This window comes from Pedobacter sp. N36a, assembly GCF_014472395.1.
GTDB lineage: Bacteria > Bacteroidota > Bacteroidia > Sphingobacteriales > Sphingobacteriaceae > Pedobacter.
This window is the reverse complement of record NZ_JACSZW010000002.1, coordinates 497,712-517,052: the sequence shown is the minus strand read 5'-3', so window position 1 is coordinate 517,052 and position 19,341 is coordinate 497,712. Positions and strand designations below refer to the sequence as shown.

The window sequence follows — 19,341 nt, the reverse complement described above, 5'->3', positions numbered from 1 at the left end:
TTTGAAAGGAGTGCATGATGAAAATTAGCATTTACCGCAGGATACGTAGAACAGGAGTATTCCATCATTGATCCTAAACTCAGTGTGTATGAACAAGCTCCGCATTTTAATTCGGGAGTACTATAAGGGTACACTGCTGGTGATTTCAGACGACAAATAAACATGGAATTGTTGGATGATCAAATATCACGCGATTTTCAATTTGTTTATATTCATTTTTTTCTTTCAATACTTTGATTACTTTTGCGACCAAAATGAGAGTAGTCGTATTTTTCGTGGCTTTGTTTACCTTCCTGCTATGCGGAGGGCACTATCTTCATGCGGATACGCCTCATCATTTCAAACATTGTCCATCCAATCAGAGACTTGCAAAAAGTGAGCGGCCAAAATTATGGGGTGCTGGACAGGATATTAATATCATCGAAGAGGCTGATTTAGATCTGGATGAGGAACACCTCAGCAGCGAAGAACTTCCTGCTAAGAACTTACACCAGGATTATTACTTCCTGGACAGGTGGTATCTAAACTTTTATTCGATTTTAATCGCTGATGCTGATGATCATCAGCATTATCAACCCTTTCTGCCGTTTTCCGGCAATTCTTCACCAATCTACATCAGACAACGAGTACTGAGAATTTGAGCACTACGTAATTTTCGTTTAGAACCCTTACGCTGGAATTCTATGGATTCCAGGAATTTATTCGCTTAATTTCCATTAATTACTCATGAAGAAAATACTCGTGCTGACAGGCGCTGTTGCCTTGTTGAACCTTACAAGCTGTACCACAAAAAAAGAAGAGAAAAAAGAAGAAAGTCAGTTTTCCATTACCAATCCTTTAAAAACGGATACTTCTTTTACGAAAGAATATGTATCTCAAATTCGTTCCGTTCGGAATATTGAGATCCGCGCCCAGGAAAAGGGCTACCTTCAAAACATATATGTTGATGAAGGACAGTCTGTTAAGACTGGTCAATTCCTGTTTCGCATCATGCCTAAGCTTTACGAAGCGGAGCTGCTAAAAGCTCAGGCTGAAGTAAAAGAAGCGCAGATAGAACTGCAGAATGTAAAATTTCTGGCCGATAAAAATGTAGTTTCCAGAAATGAGCAGGCAGTAGCACAAGCCAAACTGGATGCTGCTAAAGCCGAAGTTTCGCTGGCGAAACTCCATCTGTCATTTACCGAGATCAAGGCGCCTTTTGATGGCACCATCGACCGGATTCCACTGAAATTAGGAAGTTTGATTGATGAAGGCGCATTGCTAACCAGTCTTTCTGATAACAGTCAAGTATTCGCATATTTCAATGTTTCTGAGCCTGAATATTTGTCTTACCAGATGAATGTAAAAGATCGTGGCGATAAAAAAGTGAGCCTGGTATTGGCCAATAACCAGGTCTTACCAGAAAAGGGAAATGTAGAGGTGATTGAAAGTGAGTTCAATGGAGAAACCGGTAACATTGCTTTCCGGGCCCGTTTTCCAAATGCCAATAAGCTGTTAAAAAATGGCGAAACCGGCAAAATACAGATGGTGGTTCCATTACGTGGGGCACTGATTATTCCGCAGAAAGCAACTTACGAGATTCAGGATAAAATGTATGTGTTTGTAGTAGGAAAGGACGATGTGATCCATTCCAGAAACATCACCATTGCCAGTGAAATGCCTGACCTGTACGTAGTAGGAAGCGGTCTTTCTGAAACCGATCAGATCCTTTTGGAAGGTGTTCAGAAAGTTAAAGATGATGAAAAGATCAGGTATAAATTCCAGGATCCTAAGGAAGTCATCTCTCATTTGAGATTAAAAGCGGAATAATTACGAGTCTTTTCAGTTTGATCCTATCATTTAAAACTAAGTAAATGTTTAATAAGTTTATACAAAGGCCAGTCCTTTCTATAGTAATATCCCTCATTATTGTGTTTCTGGGTGCTTTGGCTTTGAGCCATTTACCGGTGACGCAATTCCCTTCAATTTCACCGCCAAAGGTGAATATCACTGCCGAATACCCCGGAGCTAACGGCGAGCTGATGATTAAATCGGTCATCATTCCTTTAGAAAGAGCCATTAATGGTGTTCCAGGAATGAAATATATGGCTTCTGATGCTGGTAATGATGGTGAAGCATCGATTCAAGTGGTGTTTAACCTGGGAACGGATCCCAATCAGGCTTCCGTTAACATTCAAAACCGTGTCGCTTCCGTGATCAACAAATTACCGCCATTAGTGGTGCGTGAAGGCGTAAAGATCACTCGTGAAGAATCAAATATGCTGATGTACATCAACTTGTACAGCAAGGATCCGAAGATGGATCAGAAATTCCTGTTCAACTTTGCAGACATTAACGTGCTTTCTGAACTGAAACGGGTAGACGGTGTTGGTGTGGCAGATATCCTGGGTAATAGGGAATATGCGATGCGCATCTGGCTGAAACCAGACCGCATGCTGGCCTATAAAATCTCTGCAGATGAGGTTTTGGAAGCATTGAACCAGCAAAGTTTAGAAGCATCACCAGGAAAAACTGGCGAAAGTTCCGGAAAAAGATCTCAATCCTTTGAATATGTGTTAAAATATCCAGGTCGTTTCACTACCCAGGAAGCTTACGGAGATATCATTCTAAGGTCTACGCCGCAAGGGGAGATTTTGAGACTAAAAGATGTAGCCAATATAGAGTTTGGAAGTTCGATGTATGATATTTATTCGAACTTAAACGGCAGGCCTTCAGCGGCGATTACGGTGAAGCAATCTTATGGAAGTAATGCGAGTCAGGTGATTAAAGACATCAAGGCCAAAATGGAGGAAATCAAGAAATCTTCCTTTCCTAAAGGTGTAGATTATGAGATAAGTTACGACGTTTCAAAATTCCTGGACGCTTCGATTGAAAAAGTAATCCATACGCTTTTGGAGGCCTTTATCCTGGTTGGATTGGTGGTATTCCTATTCCTGGGCGACTGGCGTTCTACCTTGATTCCAGCGATTGCCGTGCCCGTATCGCTGATTGGAACGTTTATGTTCATGCAGTTTTTCGGGATTACCATCAACCTCGTGACCTTATTCGCCCTGGTACTGGCGATTGGGGTCGTCGTCGATGATGCCATTGTGGTGATTGAAGCGGTCCATGCCAAGATGCAGGAACACCACATCTCTGCAAGAAAAGCGACAAAGAAAGTGATGCACGAGATCAGTGGAGCCATTATCGCGATTACCTTTTTGATGGCTGCTGTATTTATCCCGGTAGCCTTTATGTCTGGCCCAGTGGGGATTTTTTACAGGCAATTCTCTATTACGATGGCTACAGCGATTATCCTTTCTGGTATCGTTGCCCTTACGCTAACACCGGCACTTTGTGCGATTCTACTAAAAAATCACCATGGACACACAAAGAAAAAGAATGCTTTAGATAAGTTTCTGGATGGTTTTAACAGAGGTTTTGATAAACTTTCCGGCAAATACCAAAAGCTACTTGGGCTGATTGTAAACCGTAAGGTGATCACTTTTGGCGTACTGCTGGCATTCTGTGCCGGAACTTTTTTCCTGAACAACAGTCTGCCCTCAGGTTTTATTCCGAATGAGGATCAGGGGATGTTTTATGCGATTATCCAAACTCCTCCAGGCTCTTCTTTAGAAAGAACCAATGAAATTGCAGAAAGACTACAGAAAATTGCGGAAGGCGTAGAGGGCGTTCAATCTGTCTCTGCGCTTGCAGGTTATGAAATTCTGACAGAAGGCACCAGTGCCAACTCGGGTACTTGTTTGGTGAACCTGAAAAGCTGGGAAGACCGCAAAAACGGTGTGGAGGAGATTATGAAGGAACTGGAAGAAAAATCCAAAGGGATTTCCGGAGCTACCATTGAATTCTTTCAGCCGCCTGCTGTACCAGGTTATGGTGCTGCCGGGGGGTTCGAATTGCGTTTACTCGACAAGGCTGGGTCTGGCGACTTTAAAAAGATGGAAACTGTGAGTAAGGATTTTGTGAAGGAGCTGAGTAAACGTCCGGAATTGTCGTCGGTATTTACCTTCTACAGTGCAGCATTCCCTCAATATATGCTGCGTGTGGACAATGACATTGCACAGCAGAAAGGTGTGACCATTGAAAATGCCATGAACACCCTTTCCACCTTGGTAGGTAGTAATTATGAAACCAATTTCATCAAATACGACCGTCAGTATAAGGTAATGGTACAAGCTTTACCACAATATAGAGCATTACCAGAGGACATCCTTAAGTTATACGTTAAGAATAACCGGGACGAAATGGTGCCATTTTCGGCCTTTATGAGGATGGAAAAGGTATATGGTCTTTCTGAAATTACCAGACACAATATGTACAATACTGCGGAGATCAGCGGTTCTTCGGCACCGGGTTACAGTAGTGGTGCGGCGATTAATGCCATCAATGATGTGGCGGAGAAGACCTTGCCAAGAGGATTCAGCATCGATTGGGCCGGTATTTCCAAAGATGAGGTATCCCGTGGAAATGAGGCGATTTACATTTTTCTCATCTGTTTAGGCTTTGTATACCTGATTCTTGCCGCACAGTACGAAAGTTTCATCCTGCCATTAACAGTAATTCTTTCGCTGCCATGCGGAATTTTCGGGGCCTTTCTGCTGCTGAAAATTTGTGGATTAGAGAACAACATCTATGCACAGGTGGCCTTTGTCATGCTGATTGGATTGCTGGGTAAGAACGCAGTACTGATTGTGGAGTTTGCAGTGCAGAAGCACAGGGCAGGAGCCACGGTATTGCAGGCAGCAATGGAAGGAGCAGCCGTTCGTTTCCGTCCGATTTTAATGACTTCATTTGCTTTCATTGCCGGCTTGATTCCATTGGTTTTGGCGAATGGGCCGGGTAAAATTGGGAACAGGACGATTGGTTCAGCAGCGGCTGGCGGTATGCTGGTAGGTACCGTCTGCGGTGTGTTGATCATCCCAGGCTTGTATTATGTATTCGGCAGAATTGCAGAAAAACATAAACTAGTTAAAAACGAAGAAGAAAATCCATTAACCGAAGAAATTGATCACCATGTATAAATTTAAGTTACAAGGCTCCATGCTGGCATTGAGCGCCGCAATAGCGGTAGCAGGATGTAAAGTGCCTTCGGTTGCCATACAAACCTCAAATACAGCTGTGCCTGAAGTTTACAGTAATAGCAAGGACAGCACTAATATCGCAGCGATGCCATGGCGCAGCTTTTTTAAGGATCAAAACCTGATCAATTTGATTGATACGGCCTTGAAAAATAACCAGGAGCTGAAAATCACGATGCAGGAAATTGAAATTGCCAAAAACGAAATCAAGATCAAAAAAGGAGAATTGCTGCCAACGTTGGGCTTAGGCGGAGGTATTGGCGTAGAAAAAGTAGGCCGTTATACCAGTCAGGGGGCAGGTGATGCCGGAACGGAAATCGCTCCGGGGAAAGCCGTTCCAGATCCATTGATGGATTATAATTTATCCGCTTATGCGCATTGGGAAGTTGACATCTGGAAGAAACTGCGAAGTGCTAAGAAAGCGGCTGTGAGCAGGTATTTGTCTTCTTTGGAAGGGAAGAACTTTGCTGTAACCAACCTGATCGCGGAAGTAGCAGCATCTTATTATGAGTTACTGTCGCTAGATAGCCAGCTGGAAATTGTAAAACAAAACATCGAATTGCAAAAGAATGCATTGGCCATTGTAAAAGTTCAGAAAGAGGCGGCCAGGGCGACAGAATTAGGTGTTCAGAAATTTCAGGCAGAAGTACTGGCGTCAAAAAATTTAGAATTTGACCTATTGCAAAGGACTAAAGAAACGGAAAACAGGATTAACTTCCTGCTGGGTCAGTATCCTCAGGAGATCAAGAGAGAACGCGCTAACTTTTTAGGTTTACTGCCTGCGGCTGTTCAGGCTGGTGTGCCATCGCAATTACTCGCTAACCGCCCGGATATTAAGCAGGCAGAGCTGGAGCTTGCAGCAGCAAAACTAGATGTTAAAGTAGCAAGGGCGGCGTTTTATCCTACCCTGGACATTTCTGCAGCAGTAGGATTACAGGCTTTTAAACCGAGTTACTTCCTGAAGTTCCCGGAGTCAGTTTTGTATTCACTGGCAGGTGATGTTGCTGGTCCGCTGATCAATAGAAACGCAATTAAAGCAGCGTTTAAGACGGCTAATGCGCGTCAGCTTCAGGCGATGTACAATTATGAGCGCAGCATCCTAAATGCTTATTTAGAGGTTTCTAATCAGCTTTCCAAGATCGGCAACCTGGAAAAAAGCTACGATCTGAAATCACAGCAGGTGGATGCTTTAAATAAGTCGATCGTGGTTTCAAATGACCTGTTTAAGTCGGCCAGAGTGAACTACTTTGAAGTCTTAATGACACAAAGAGATGCGCTGGAATCTAAATTAGAACTGATTGAAACTAAGAAAGAACAGCTGAATGCGGTAGTCCACTTTTACAGGGATTTAGGCGGAGGCTGGAAATAATCAGTAACATCATAGCCATTTATTAATATCAATAGAACGGCCCGGGATCAACAACATTCTGGGCCGTTTTTGTTTACCTTTATATCCGATATGCAATTGCCTCCTCAAAGTTTACTTCAGGGTTTGGTTAAACACCACCTGGTGTTAAATCCGCAGACGGACACCCAGCGGCATTACCGTATGTTTTCCGACGGAAATCCCGGCATTGTTTTTCATCTGAAAGACCAGCTGATGCAATGGGAGGAAGGCCATCTTATCCCTCGAATACAGCCGCGGAGCTTTGTTTACGGGCAGCTGAGTCATTACAGCACCATGGCTTCTAGTGGCGATTTGAGTATGATTGTGGTGGTTTTGCAGCCACATGCGCTGTTTACACATTTTCATATTCCGGCTGATGAATTCAAAGACCAGACCATACCACTGGTCCATTTATTTGGTTCCGAAGCCCGGGATCTGGAAGAGCAGGTCATTTCTTCGGTTTCAATTGATACTGCGGTTGGCCGCATTGAAAAGTTTTTATGTAAAAGATTGATGGAGTCTTGTGCTTTAAAGCCAGAGATCGCCAGCGCGATGCAGCTGATTTATCAGCAGCAGGGCGTCATCAGCATTGCCGAACTTTTGCGAGAGCTGCCTTTGACGGAAAAGCAATTGGAGCGTAAATTCAGAGAATATATCGGAACCAGCCCTAAGCGATTTGCAGACACCATTAAATTCCAGCATTTGCTAAAGCTCCTGCAAAAGCAAAGGGATCAGGATAAAATCGCAGCACTGATTTATGCAGCTGGCTATTACGACCAGGCCCATCTGAACAACAGTTTCAAAAAAATGACAGGCCTTAGTCCGAGGTATTATAAACATACACAGCAACTGCTGGCGATCAATCTCATGGCCGTGTAGGAATCATTTTGTCGGTTTTATACAAATTTTTCTCCGCAAGCGTACCTAGTTTTGGGCTTCTTCTTAAATATTAATCACCTCAAAATGAAAAACATTAAAATAGCTTCAGCACAGTTTGAAAACCGCAGCGGGGATAAAGATTATAACCTTTCTGTGATTGCCGAAATGGCTAAAAATGCCGCAGCGTCTGGAGCAGACGCGATTGCTTTCCATGAATGTTCCATCACCGGTTATACTTTCGCAAGGCCGCTTTCCAAATCAGAAATGCTGGATCTGGCGGAATTCATCCCAAATGGGCCCAGTATTCTTAAATTAACAGAATTGGCAAAAAAGTATAATATTGCGATCCTGGCGGGACTTTTTGAAAAGGACAAAGACGATAACTTATTTAAGGCTTACATTTGCGTAGATCAAAGCGGACTGGTAGCCAAGCACCGTAAATTACATCCTTTTATTAACCCTCATCTGACACCAGGCAATGAATATACTGTATTTGACCTGTATGGCTGGAAATGTGGTATCCTGATTTGCTACGATAATAACATCGTTGAAAATGTTAGGGCAACCACCTTATTAGGTGCTCAGGTGATCTTTATGCCTCATGTGACTATGTGTACACCATCTACCAGACCAGGTGCAGGTTTTGTGGACGCTGGGCTTTGGAAAGACAAAATTGGCAATCAGGAAGTACTAAGGGCCGAATTTGACGGTTTAAAAGGGCGTCAATGGCTAATGAAATGGCTGCCTGCCCGTGCTTACGACAATGCGATCTACCTGGTGTTTGCTAACCCAATTGGTATGGATGACGATCAGCTTAAAAATGGATGTTCGATGGTTATTGATCCTTTTGGTGAGGTGATGGCTGAATGCAGGTCCTTGAATAATGAGTTTGTGGTAGCGGAACTGAGTCCTGAGCCGCTACATCTGGCCGGAGGATTCCGTTATCTGGAAGCCAGAAGACCAGAGCTTTATAAAGACATCATCGGTGCTGCACATGAAAGCAAGCAGCAGGTATCCTGGCTAAAAAAATAAAGCAAATCAAACAATAATTGGACTGCCCTCAAAAAGTGTCAAAATTTTTGGGGGCAGTCTACTGCTTATTTGGGGTATTTTATGATGTTATTAGTCTATAATAGCTGAAAATAAGAAGTTACGTTAGGTAATATTCTCGCCATCAATTAAGTTCACTGTTTTACCCATCTTTTTCTGGATCACTTCGAAATGATGCAAATCATTCTTGCTCACTAAGGAAATGGCATCTCCTGCAGCTTCTGCACGTCCAGTTCTACCAATCCGGTGTACATAATCTTTAGGTGATCTTGGTAATTCATAATTGATCACATAAGGAAGGAAATTAATATCAATTCCTCTGGCCATTAAATCTGTGGCGACCAATACCCTTAGTTTACCGGATTTAAAGAGCAGTAAAGATTCCGTTCTGGAGCCCTGACTTTTCTTGCTATGGATGGCTCTGGCATCAATATTATTCTTTTTAAGCTTGTTGACCACGGCATCTGCCTGATGCGTGGAAGAAGTAAATACCAATACCTGTTTCATATCATGATGATGGATCAGGTAGCGTAAAAATGGTCCTTTCTTTTCTTCTGAAACAATATAAGCCAGCTGATTGATCGTGTCCAGTGTATCTTCTTCTGCTTCCAATTTAATGACTACCGCATCATGCAGCACAATCTGATTGATGTTTTCAATATCAGGGCTCAACGTAGCAGAAAACAATAAATTCTGACGTTTCTTAGGTAATAAAGCGAGGATTTTGTTCAGTTCTTCTTTAAAACCTAAGTTGAGCATTTTATCAGCCTCATCTAATACCAGGGTTTCAATATCAGATAAGTGCACCGCATTGTTGTCTACCAATTCCAATAATCTACCCGGGGTAGCCACCAGCACATTTACTCCTTGCATACCCATCATTTGCGGATTAATGGAAACCCCGCCATATACCGCCAGCGTTTTCACTGGCTTGGGCAGTGCCGGACTAAAAGTCTTGAATACTTCTTTTACCTGTTCTGCCAATTCACGCGTAGGCACTAGTACCAATACATTCGCATGGCGATTTTTCACACCAATGGTTTGCTGCAAATTCATTAAAAGCGGCAAAACGTAACTGGCTGTTTTTCCAGAACCAGTTTTCGCAATACCTAAAACATCTTTTTTATTTAATATCGCTGGAATAGCAGTTTGTTGAATAGGGGTAGCTGTGGTGAAATTCTGATCTGCCAGTGCTTTCAATAAAGCAGGGGACAAACCTAAGGCTGTAAAAGGCATAATTACTCAATTTTTTGTGTAAAAGTAAGCAAAAATCGTTGTTAGCCTTGGTTTAAATTAATTTAGCCTTTGATCCCAATAAATATAGAGTGTTTGTTCTATAATCATCAATTATATAGTAAAGGTTCTATAATTTGGGGCTAAATGGAGGGAAATAGTCCCACACCTGTCGAATTTCCGGGAAGGAGCCAGGTGTGGGCACTGTTTTAAAACTTAATCAATAATTTTTCAGTAACCAGTTTATTGTTCTGATAATATTCAAAGAACCACTCGCCATTTCTTTTGTAGGCGATGCCTTGAGCAGTGGCATTGTTTGCAATAAAGTAATCCGGTATGGTAGTGATCATTAAGGTCAACACTACTTTTGGGACAGTATTGATCAGTTGAAAACCGTTCGCAATTGGCTGTGCATATAAGGTACCTGCAGCAGGAACGACTTCAGCAGCCACAGCGGGTGCATAAGTGGTTACTACCCTGTTTTGCTGAGGAACAACTGCTGCAGATGGCATAACCGCTGGCGCAGATGAAGTTACATAATTCAGGCTATCCATGGAAGCAAAGGCATCTCTGAGTGCAAAATTATAAGAGGTTTTATACTCTTTCTCTCTGCTTTTTCCTTCTTTACTTTTAAAGAGCACATTACCCTGGCAATCTTTTAATAGGATCGTCAGATTAGTAGTGAACATGGTTTTACGCTCTACTAAATCCAGGTTCAGGGCCTGGCATTTGTTATTTACAATCTCTGAAGGCAATTCTGAATTGTCATAATAAGCCGTAAATCCTTTTTGTTCCACCAGGAATTTAGCCAGGTCATTTAATCCATAAAGGTTATTGGTTTTTAAGAAGCTGAATTTTTCCGGAACCACTACATATTTGTAATTGTTCAGCGTCTGCTGTGCAAACCCTGAAAAGGAGAAAAACAAAAAGAGTATAAAAAGGTATCTTTTCATAATGTGTTTTGTTAAAACTGTGAAGTATTTTGGAATCAAATATAGAAATCTGTTTGTGTTTTATTTAGCATTATTCCGGTATTCTGCCATATTGCTGTTTAAATTAAGGCCGAAACCTTTTGGTTTCTTTATAAAATGCACGAAAGTCCTTATATAAATAGTACGGATAGATTATAAAGGATTTAAGCTTAAATCCGACACCGAGATTTTATTAAGAATATCGTTTTTAACCAATACAGGATTTTATTAAGAAATAGCGAAATTTTTAAATAATTCTCAAATTGAAAGCCCTGGATGCGCGTATTTTCAAAGCAGATCAAGGGCTTTTCTATTTTGATTTTTATTTCATCATTTCCCGATGTTTTGTACCCCATTTCCTCAACTCCGACTAAATCGGAAGGAGTTCCTTTTGCCGATTATCTGGGTTGCTAGAAAAATGCTAAATAAAAACGTGACAAAAACTACCGCATTTTTTCTCTCCGGGACCATCATTATTCCAAGATTGCTGCATTTTTCAGGAGGAAATGCCATCGCAACCCTTATTGTCATTGCGGTATGGGGATTTCTATATGCACCTAGTTTCTTGAATGCTTCTACCTATATGATTTCTTCGGCACCGAAATCCTTGGAATTTGCCAATAGTCTGGCTACTTCATTTGGAAATCTGTGTGTTACGGTAGCTGTTGATTTTAATTAGACAAGGGCCAAGTTAGGGAGTGATGATCTTTTCACGTTGTTTTTCGTCACCATGCTCCTTATTCCCTAAATTAGTTTTGGGAAGATCTTGCTCTTTTGCGGTCTTCTGAGTAGTATCCTCGGGCTGATCATTCAGGTTTTCAGTCGCCGGTAACTCATCACTATTTCTACGGTCTGTGCTGCTATGGTATTTAGGAAGGTTTAAATCTTCGGTCTTTTCGACATGGTACTCCTCGGAACCTGGTTTTGATGTTTTATTGTTTTTCATCTGTTCACTATTTAAATGATTTACCTTATTGGCTATATAGCAAATTTAGAGGTCACTGCCTGGTGCTGTTCCTGGCTCATGACTTGATCCCAATGGTTTATGCTTGCGTTCAGTCCTTGAAATTAGGTCTGTTCTTCCCATATCTGCCACAGAGGAGGTCTCTCCGTTATCTGGTTTGTTTACATTGTTGCGTTCTTCTGTTTCTTTGTAAACAGTCTTTTTTGGCGCGTTATCTTTTCTTTTGATATTTTCTTGATTTGTCATAATCTGAAGTATTATTAAAAAGTAGACAATTACCTAAAAAACAACCTAAGTAGGTTTTATGTTTCATTTGGCCATTTAAGTTCCTGATGCTGAAATTAAATTTATGCCCTGGCTTTGTGAGAATGAAGCCAGAATCTGTGTGTAATTTTGTGATTTTTGCCAGGGTTCTACGAGGAGGTTGCTAGGACCCTTACAGGATAAGATGACCTTGTAACTCCGTTTGACCTTTCTTGTAACGCTGTGAAAATAGACTTAAAATCAAGGTTACAATAAACACCTGATATTGATTATCCTATGATTTAATAGTACTGATTTTCAAACTGGAAGTGGAGGGGATGGTTAAAAACCCACTGATATAAGCAGGAAAGCTTAAGCCCAGCTAGTTTGTTTCTTCAAACCAGTTTTGCATTTCTACTCTCGATGTAAAATAAACCTGAACACGCCCTACAAAAGATTTTTTAATAATATTTACAAGTTTTAGTATGATTTCTTTCTTATAAAAAAACATGGAAGATTTGAACAAATCCTAACGCAAACGATTGCGAAAAATCAGTTTTCAATTTATTTTGGATTGAAAAGTTGCTAAAAAGAAGCTTCATCAAGACTGATAAAGCGTTAATTTCTATAGAAAACGGACCTAAATATGGTTTAAAATCTTTCATTCTACTGAAAACACTGAATTCTAAATAGTTTAGTCAAGATTAAGTTTAGAATTTTCATGAATGCCTTCAATTGAACAAACGTTTGTGTAGAGTCTGTTTGTTTTTAATGTTTTCAATCACATAATTTAGAATTCAATTAGGAGTTAAAAAGACCTATTAGTTGACAGCTAAACTTAATTAAAAATAAATTTCAACCAACTAATCAACTGTCTTATGCTTTAATGTGTTCAAATTATTCGTATCAATTAAAAAACAAACTAACTAACCATTTTAAACTGTAATTCTATTATGAAAAAGTTATTTCTATTATTTTTTCTAAGTGCTTTTGCTATTTTAGCCAGGGCACAAAATCTGCCAATAACTGGAACCATTAAGGATCTAGAAGGAAGACCTATTCCAAGCGCGTCTGTAAAAGTTAAAGGCACTACCCGCGTTTCATCTGCCAATTCTTCAGGTTCCTTTAACATAGAAGCAAGAATAGGTGAAGTTTTAATAATTAGCTTTGTTGGCTTCACTTCTAAAGAAATCACTATTAACCAGCAATCTCTAGGAGATATTGCACTTGCAGAATTAACTGAGTCTTTGAATGAAGTTGTTGTTGTTGGCTATGGTGTTCAAAAAAGAGAAAGTTTAACAGGAGCATTAAGCACCATTAAAGGCAGTGCATTAAAAAACGTTACTTCGCCAAATGTACAAAATCTGCTTGCTGGGAAGGCCGCTGGTCTCTTTGTTGCACCAGGCTCAGGAAGGCCAGGCTCAGCAGGGGCAGTTATCATTCGCGGACAGGCTACTTTAGGTGGAACTACTAGTCCGTTATGGGTAATTGATGGCGTCATTATTGGCTCTAGTCCTGGAGACTTAAATCCAGAAGATATTGAGAGTCTTAGTGTATTAAAAGATGCCGCATCTACTGCAATTTATGGCTCTCAAGGCGCAAATGGTGTAATCATCGTGACTACTAAGAGAGCCAAATCTGGACAAATGACAATCGATGTATCTTCCAGATTAGGCGTAACACAACTTACTAATGGTAATTTGGAAGTAATGAACGGTGCTGAATTATACGAATATTTTTCTTCCTTTGCCAACGCAAATACCATTAGCTTTCCTAGGTGGAAACCAGATTTACGCGACAGTAATTTCGATTGGTGGGATTTAGCAACGAAAGCAGGCTTCAATCAAAATCATAATATCACTTTTCAAGGTGGAACAGAAAAGCTACAATCGATGCTATCAATCGGTTTATACGACGAATCTGGAGCTATAAAGGGATATGATTACGAACGTTATAATTTCAGATTGAATACTGTTTACAAGCCTTTTAACTGGCTTACCATTAAGCCATCTTTAGTGGGGGCTCGCCGCGCGGTTACCGATAAACAATATTCTGTAACTTCAATATATTCAAATTTACCATGGGACAGCCCATATGATGCCAACGGAAATTTAGTTCCTCATCGTTCCAGCACTTGGGTAAATAGCGTATCCACTAACTATCTTTATGATTTACAATGGAACAAAGCAGCAAATACGAACTATGAATTAATGGGTAATTTTGATTTTGATATCAAATTAACAAATAAGTTAACTTTTTCTTCTGTTAATAACTATAGATTTAACACCTATTCTGCCAGCAGTTATACGGATCCCCGTTCGAATGGAGGATTAAGTGTAAATGGTCGTATTACTGAATACAGAGACGAATATACACGTCGTTATACCAACCAACTTTTAACTTATATTAATTCTTGGGGAAAGCATAGCTTAAATTCTGTTGCAGGTTATGAATTTAATGATTACAGAAGCAAATCATTAGATGTTTACGGAACGGGATTAATTCCAGGATTTGAGGTATTGGATGTAGTATCTAAACCTGAACGAACTAAAGGAGGAATAAGCGAATGGGCATTGCAATCCTTGCTTTTTAAAACTAGTTATTCCTATGATGATAAATACCTGGGACAAGTATCATTTCGTAGGGATGGTGCATCGAATTTCGGCAAAAAATATGGAAACTTCTTTTCAGTGGGAGCAGGTTGGAACATTCACCGAGAAAATTGGTTTAATACTAAGTACATTAATAACTTAAAACTTCGTGCTGCTGTTGGTACTGTAGGTAACCGTCCAAGTGCTTTGTATCCACAATTCGATTTATACGCTGTAAACCCAGCAGCTAGTTACAATGGGGTACCAGGTCTTTTGATCAGTCAGCTTGGAAACGCAAACCTTACCTGGGAAGAGACTTACACCAGTGGATTAGGTTTAGATGCTGCTGCATTTAATAACAGACTTAGATTGAACTTAGATTTTTACATAAAGAATACCAATAATATTCTTTATAATGTACCTATTTCGGGTCTAACAGGCGTAACAAGGTTATACCAGAATGTTGGTGAAATGAGAAATCAAGGTATAGAGATAGCGCTAGGGGGCGATATTATTCGTACCAACGACTTCACATGGAGCCTGGATATGAATTTAGGACACAACGTTAATAAGCTTAGCGATATCTACAAAACTAGAAATTTAGATGGAACGTACACTGCCAAACCAATAATTGTTGATGATGGTTTAGGTATAGCTGGCTCTGCCACTCGAATACTACAAATTGGTTTACCAGTGGATACCTATTACATGCCAGAATGGGCGGGTGTTAACCCAGATAATGGTTTACCTCAATGGTATAAAGTAACCAGAGATGCAAATGGGAATGAAATAGACAGAACAAAGACCTCTACCTATGCGCAAGCTACTCAGGAAAAATTATCAAAAGCTTCACCTGATTTCTTTGGTGGTATTACTACTGTCTTAACCTGGAAAAAATTTGATCTAAATGCAGTTTTTGGGTATTCAATAGGAGGAAAAATTTATAATTATTCGCGGCAGGAATACGATTCAGATGGAGCTTATACGGATAGAAATCAGATGAAGTTAGCTGATGGTTGGAACAGATGGCAGAAAGCTGGCGACATTGCAACTCACCCGGTAGCTCGATATAATAATCAAGATAAAGGCAATGCTATGTCATCACGTTATTTAGAAAGTAGTGACTTTTTCAGAATGCGTTCATTGGGATTAGGATACAGTTTCGATTTTAAAAAATACAAAGTAAGGAATTTGAGGGTGTTTCTATCAGGAGAAAACTTATTTGTTTTAACCAAATATTCGGGTGTAGATCCAGAATTACCTGCTAATGATGGAGCTGTTTTATTCTCTACAGGACCGTCTGTTTATCCTATGTCAAGAAAATTCATGTTCGGACTTAATGCTTCATTCTAAATCACATAAAAATGAAAAAGATATTAGTTATCATCTTTGCTACAATTGCCCTATCATCTTGTAAGGTTGATAGAGAGCCATTCGGATCATTACAATCTGAAAAGATAAATCAAAATCCAGAAGAATCTATAGATGGATTACTTAATGGAGTATATGCACAGCTTAAAGCTTGGTCAGATCCTATGCATCGCCTAGGTGAATATGCGGGAGACAATATGATGATCAGAGGATCTTCTACGGATCCATTTTACGAATTTATATCCTTTGCCAGAACCCCAAATAATTCAAGATTAACAACTTTTTGGGATAGTGGTTATAAGGCCGTTGCACAAGCATCAAATATCATCAACTTAATTCCACAAGGTAAAAATGCGATACTTGATAGTAAATTAGGAGAGTGTTATTATGTTAGAGGAATGATGTATTTTTATTTGGTTCGTGCTTTTGGACGCCCTTACTACCAAAGTCCAGAGACCAATTTAGGCGTGCCTATTGTGAACGGTACACCTAAAGATGTTATCAACATCAACTTACCAGATAGGTCTACGGTTAAAGCAACTTATGAACAAGCAATTTCGGACTTGAAAAAGGCAGAGGAATTAATTACTATAAATAAAGGGTCTGCTTTTGCTTCTAAAGGTGCTGCTCAGGCTATGCTTTCGAGAATTTATCTTTACATGAGTGGCACGTATGAAAACCCTAATCAGGCCAATGCTCAGCTAGCAGTAGATTATGCAAATAAAGTAATAGCTAGTTCATCTACTTACAGCCTATTACCAAGGGATCAGTTCATGAAATACAACACTTTAACACCTGAAAACAATAGGGAAACCATTTTTGCAATTAAGCGTATAGCATCAGAATTCTCTGGTTCAGATCATTTTTTTGGTGTTGGTGGCATGTACTCGAATATTGGTGGACAGGGTTGGGGCGAAATGTATGCAAGTGCCAAATACATTGGCTTGTTAAATGAAACTGGTAGAAATGATTGGCGACCAGATAAATATAAAATTGTGGATGCCAGAGCGGCATTTATAGAGCCTACTTATTCGAAAAATACAGCTGGAGCCTATACCGAGGTATTTAGATTTATAAAAGATGATGCAGGTAATGTGGTCAACTATGTGCAAGCAACTGTAACCAGATCTGGTAGTACAATTACCTGCACTGAAGGTACAGATGTATACACGCTAACACCGCTAAATGCGACACAAGAAATTTATACCGTAAATTATAAAAACGGAAAAACTTACACTGGTTATATAGATTATTTTATAACATTAAATCGTGTTTACCCACAATTTTATATCGTTAAAGATTCGCGTGAAGGTGAAAATTCACAGTTACATTCTCCAGTAATTAGCAGGTTGGGCGAGGTGTATCTAAACAGAGCCGAAGCATACGCCAAATTACAGAAATTTCAAGAGGCACTTAGCGATTTAAATGCCATAAGAACCCGTTCTATTGTTAATGGCGGCTATGCTTCGTTAGATGCTACTAATGCGGGAGATTTAATCGATAAAGAAAGACAATTGGAACTGGCCTACCAGGCTGAACGTAGTTTTGATGTATTCCGTAATGGAAAGGCACTTAGGCGTCAATATCCGGGACCTCAAAATCAAAATGTAAGTATTGCCGCTACTGATTTTAGAGTAATATACTATATTCCTCAAAGCGCTATTAATTCATATCCTGGAAAATTAACTCAAAACCCAACTCAGTAATGGTGAAAATGGTCATTGATGCCATTAGATAAATTATAATTACAAACAATATTTTGAAGAGGCTGATCATTTATGGTGTGACCCCAAAATGTTGGACAGATGACAAAATTAAGTTTTTTGTGCGAGAGCCCGGTATTCCACCGGGCTCTTTGCATTTAACCTGTTTTTTATCTTTTATTGTTGTAGTAATGAATATATTCTTTTAACGCAGCGCCGCTTAAAACGCCGCCAAGGGAGCTAAAGATTTTTTCACTCTGCACATTAATAAAGCTAATTTGTTCCGCCAGGGAATACCCAAAGGACTTACTGATTCAGATACGAAAATTATTTAAATACTTGTTTCCTTAGAACTGGACATTGAATTAGCACCAATTTCTGCACGAACTGATTTCCCACGAAGAATGGGCAGGACTAAAAATACCGAGATGGCCTTACCACTGGCAGTATGGAAATCGAGGTTATTTCTAGTTGGGTGGTGCGTAACTTTTATGGAAAATCCAACGTGATGGTTAAAAACTTCAGGAATCAGAATATTAACCAGGTAGAGAAACAGGTAGCTTCATCTGCAGGTTGGTTTTTAATAACAAGTAAAGATAACTCTGTAGACTCCCTCATCGAAACCGGCAGGCGGATGCAACGGCTGTTCCTAAAAGTAAAAGAAAAAGGTATCGCCATACATCCGATGACCCAAATACTGGAAGAGCCATCCATTCATCAAAGTCTGAACGCATCCATCGGCCTTAATGATCCGATACAGTTTGTATTACGAACCGGATATGTGAGGGATTATTAGCTGAACTCATCATTAAAAAAGAAGCTGGTTCAATGTAGTAGTGAAAATCACCAGTCGGATCAATCTTTTCTATTGATTTTTTAATGCGGCAGTTTATTTTTAATAACTCCGTAAAGGTAAGTTCCCATCAACGCACCCAGTACAACAATTCCCATGGCCCAATAGCCGTATCCAATATTCACAAACATAGGACCCGGACATGCTCCCGTTAGCGCCCAACCCAAACCAAAAATTGATCCTCCTATTAGGTAACGTGCCCAACTCTTATCTTTATCATGAAAGATGATCTGGTCACCTTGGGTATCTTTCAGTTTGAACTTTTTGATCACATATACGGCGATGAGGCCAATCACAACGGCTGTACCTATAATTCCATACATATGGAAGGACTGAAAGCGGAACATTTCCTGAATCCTGTACCAGGAAATAGCTTCGGATTTAGCCATAATGACACCAAATATTAATCCTGTAATTATAAATTTTATTCCTTTCATATCTTTAAAAAATTAATGGTAATAAAAAATGGGTCATCACCAGTCCACCTGTAAAAAATCCCACTACTGATATCAAAGAAGGGAGTTGTAAGTTTGACAGGCCGCTAATTGCATGACCTGAGGTACAGCCACCGGCATATCGAGCTCCAAAGCCAACCAGTATTCCGCCCAGTAGGAGAATGAATATTCCATAAGGGGAACTAATGAAATCTGGACCAAAAATCTGTGCCGGATTCAGCTGTCCATCGAATTGAATACCAATCTGTTTCAGATCTTTAATCGTTGCCACAGACAAATGTAGTGGCTCCCCACTATCAAGAAATGTTGCAGCTACAACTCCCCCAAGTACGGAGCCAAGTAGAAATAAAAGGTTCCACTTTTGTGTTTTCCAGTCAAAATCAAAGAGCTTTACTCTTTTGCCGGCTCCAGCTATGGTACAGATGGTTCTCAGATTCGTTGAAAAACCAAATGACTTCCCGAAGAATAAAAGCAAGACCATAATTGTAGCGATGGCAATCCCGGAGGTATACCATGGCCAGGGTTGTCTCAATAAATCAAGCATGATGTTTTAATTAAATTAT

Annotated in this window: 16 protein-coding genes; 10 read left to right on the top strand and 6 right to left on the bottom strand. The window is 40.0% G+C overall.

Going from position 1 to position 19,341, the window contains the following annotated elements:
* Positions 1-254: 254 nt before the first annotated feature.
* The 6 genes from H9X96_RS05955 to H9X96_RS05930 all read left to right on the top strand — a co-directional run bounded on the left by H9X96_RS05955 (position 255) and on the right by H9X96_RS05930 (position 8,376).
* The gene (locus tag H9X96_RS05955) at positions 255-641 is read left to right on the top strand and encodes a hypothetical protein (RefSeq protein ID WP_187665394.1); all 387 of its coding nucleotides are present in this window, start codon (positions 255-257) and stop codon (positions 639-641) included.
* 85 nt (positions 642-726) lie between these two features.
* Positions 727-1,809, top strand: coding sequence for an efflux RND transporter periplasmic adaptor subunit (locus H9X96_RS05950; protein ID WP_187665393.1), 1,083 nt, complete (start codon positions 727-729; stop codon positions 1,807-1,809).
* Between the two features lie 44 nt (positions 1,810-1,853).
* The gene (locus H9X96_RS05945) at positions 1,854-5,021 is read left to right on the top strand and encodes an efflux RND transporter permease subunit (protein WP_187665392.1); all 3,168 of its coding nucleotides are present in this window, start codon (positions 1,854-1,856) and stop codon (positions 5,019-5,021) included.
* Positions 5,014-6,447, top strand: a complete 1,434-nt coding sequence (locus H9X96_RS05940) for a TolC family protein (protein ID WP_187665391.1) — start codon at positions 5,014-5,016, stop codon at positions 6,445-6,447. The genes H9X96_RS05945 and H9X96_RS05940 overlap by 8 nt, the downstream gene beginning before the upstream one ends.
* Before the next feature lie 69 nt (positions 6,448-6,516).
* On the top strand, positions 6,517-7,344 hold the full coding sequence (locus H9X96_RS05935; protein ID WP_187665390.1) for a helix-turn-helix domain-containing protein: 828 nt from the start codon (positions 6,517-6,519) through the stop codon (positions 7,342-7,344).
* An 84-nt stretch (positions 7,345-7,428) separates the two neighbouring features.
* On the top strand, positions 7,429-8,376 hold the full coding sequence (locus tag H9X96_RS05930; protein WP_187665389.1) for a nitrilase family protein: 948 nt from the start codon (positions 7,429-7,431) through the stop codon (positions 8,374-8,376).
* 123 nt (positions 8,377-8,499) lie between these two features.
* Here H9X96_RS05930 and H9X96_RS05925 read toward each other — a convergent pair whose 3' ends face one another.
* Together H9X96_RS05925 and H9X96_RS05920 are read right to left on the bottom strand one after the other, a co-directional pair.
* A complete protein-coding gene (locus H9X96_RS05925; RefSeq protein ID WP_187665388.1) occupies positions 8,500-9,630 on the bottom strand; it encodes a DEAD/DEAH box helicase in 1,131 nt (376 codons plus the stop codon).
* A gap of 206 nt (positions 9,631-9,836) precedes the next feature.
* Positions 9,837-10,580: a hypothetical protein gene (locus H9X96_RS05920; protein ID WP_187665387.1), complete on the bottom strand. Its 744-nt coding sequence runs from the start codon at positions 10,578-10,580 to the stop codon at positions 9,837-9,839.
* 436 nt (positions 10,581-11,016) lie between these two features.
* Here H9X96_RS05920 and H9X96_RS05915 point away from each other — a divergent pair, with 436 nt between their 5' ends.
* Complete coding sequence (locus tag H9X96_RS05915) at positions 11,017-11,277, top strand: hypothetical protein (protein WP_222943839.1); 261 nt, start codon at positions 11,017-11,019, stop codon at positions 11,275-11,277.
* Positions 11,278-11,289: 12 nt separating this feature from the next.
* Here H9X96_RS05915 and H9X96_RS05910 read toward each other — a convergent pair whose 3' ends face one another.
* Together H9X96_RS05910 and H9X96_RS05905 are read right to left on the bottom strand one after the other, a co-directional pair.
* Complete coding sequence (locus tag H9X96_RS05910) at positions 11,290-11,544, bottom strand: hypothetical protein (RefSeq protein WP_187665386.1); 255 nt, start codon at positions 11,542-11,544, stop codon at positions 11,290-11,292.
* 45 nt (positions 11,545-11,589) lie between these two features.
* Complete coding sequence (locus tag H9X96_RS05905; protein ID WP_187665385.1) at positions 11,590-11,808, bottom strand: hypothetical protein; 219 nt, start codon at positions 11,806-11,808, stop codon at positions 11,590-11,592.
* Positions 11,809-12,758: 950 nt separating this feature from the next.
* On the opposite strand from H9X96_RS05905, the gene H9X96_RS05900 reads away from it, so the two are divergent.
* From H9X96_RS05900 to H9X96_RS05890, 3 genes are all read left to right on the top strand, one after another.
* Entirely contained in the window at positions 12,759-15,749 is a 2,991-nt protein-coding gene (locus tag H9X96_RS05900) for a TonB-dependent receptor (RefSeq protein WP_187665384.1), read from the top strand.
* Positions 15,750-15,760: 11 nt separating this feature from the next.
* Positions 15,761-17,473, top strand: a complete 1,713-nt coding sequence (locus H9X96_RS05895) for a RagB/SusD family nutrient uptake outer membrane protein (RefSeq protein WP_187665383.1) — start codon at positions 15,761-15,763, stop codon at positions 17,471-17,473.
* A 445-nt stretch (positions 17,474-17,918) separates the two neighbouring features.
* Positions 17,919-18,266, top strand: a complete 348-nt coding sequence (locus H9X96_RS05890; protein WP_187665382.1) for a hypothetical protein — start codon at positions 17,919-17,921, stop codon at positions 18,264-18,266.
* A gap of 80 nt (positions 18,267-18,346) precedes the next feature.
* On the opposite strand, the gene H9X96_RS05885 is transcribed toward H9X96_RS05890, so the two are convergent.
* Complete coding sequence (locus H9X96_RS05885; RefSeq protein WP_187665381.1) at positions 18,347-18,760, bottom strand: DUF6691 family protein; 414 nt, start codon at positions 18,758-18,760, stop codon at positions 18,347-18,349.
* Between the two features lie 4 nt (positions 18,761-18,764).
* A complete protein-coding gene (locus tag H9X96_RS05880) occupies positions 18,765-19,322 on the bottom strand; it encodes a YeeE/YedE family protein (protein ID WP_187665380.1) in 558 nt (185 codons plus the stop codon).
* Between the last annotated feature and the right edge of the window lie 19 nt (positions 19,323-19,341).

Bases quoted from the DNA above. Each gene is read 5' to 3' on its own strand.
- H9X96_RS05955 (WP_187665394.1), top strand. From the start codon at position 255: ATGAGAGTAGTCGTATTTTTCGTGGCTTTGTTTACCTTCCTGCTATGC.
- H9X96_RS05950 (WP_187665393.1), top strand. From the start codon at position 727: ATGAAGAAAATACTCGTGCTGACAGGCGCTGTTGCCTTGTTGAACCTT.
- H9X96_RS05945 (WP_187665392.1), top strand. From the start codon at position 1,854: ATGTTTAATAAGTTTATACAAAGGCCAGTCCTTTCTATAGTAATATCC.
- H9X96_RS05940 (WP_187665391.1), top strand. From the start codon at position 5,014: ATGTATAAATTTAAGTTACAAGGCTCCATGCTGGCATTGAGCGCCGCA.
- H9X96_RS05930 (WP_187665389.1), top strand. From the start codon at position 7,429: ATGAAAAACATTAAAATAGCTTCAGCACAGTTTGAAAACCGCAGCGGG.
- H9X96_RS05925 (WP_187665388.1), bottom strand. From the start codon at position 9,630: ATGCCTTTTACAGCCTTAGGTTTGTCCCCTGCTTTATTGAAAGCACTG.
- H9X96_RS05920 (WP_187665387.1), bottom strand. From the start codon at position 10,580: ATGAAAAGATACCTTTTTATACTCTTTTTGTTTTTCTCCTTTTCAGGG.
- H9X96_RS05915 (WP_222943839.1), top strand. From the start codon at position 11,017: ATGCTAAATAAAAACGTGACAAAAACTACCGCATTTTTTCTCTCCGGG.
- H9X96_RS05910 (WP_187665386.1), bottom strand. From the start codon at position 11,544: ATGAAAAACAATAAAACATCAAAACCAGGTTCCGAGGAGTACCATGTC.
- H9X96_RS05905 (WP_187665385.1), bottom strand. From the start codon at position 11,808: ATGACAAATCAAGAAAATATCAAAAGAAAAGATAACGCGCCAAAAAAG.
- H9X96_RS05900 (WP_187665384.1), top strand. From the start codon at position 12,759: ATGAAAAAGTTATTTCTATTATTTTTTCTAAGTGCTTTTGCTATTTTA.
- H9X96_RS05895 (WP_187665383.1), top strand. From the start codon at position 15,761: ATGAAAAAGATATTAGTTATCATCTTTGCTACAATTGCCCTATCATCT.
- H9X96_RS05890 (WP_187665382.1), top strand. From the start codon at position 17,919: ATGGAAATCGAGGTTATTTCTAGTTGGGTGGTGCGTAACTTTTATGGA.
- H9X96_RS05885 (WP_187665381.1), bottom strand. From the start codon at position 18,760: ATGAAAGGAATAAAATTTATAATTACAGGATTAATATTTGGTGTCATT.
- H9X96_RS05880 (WP_187665380.1), bottom strand. From the start codon at position 19,322: ATGCTTGATTTATTGAGACAACCCTGGCCATGGTATACCTCCGGGATT.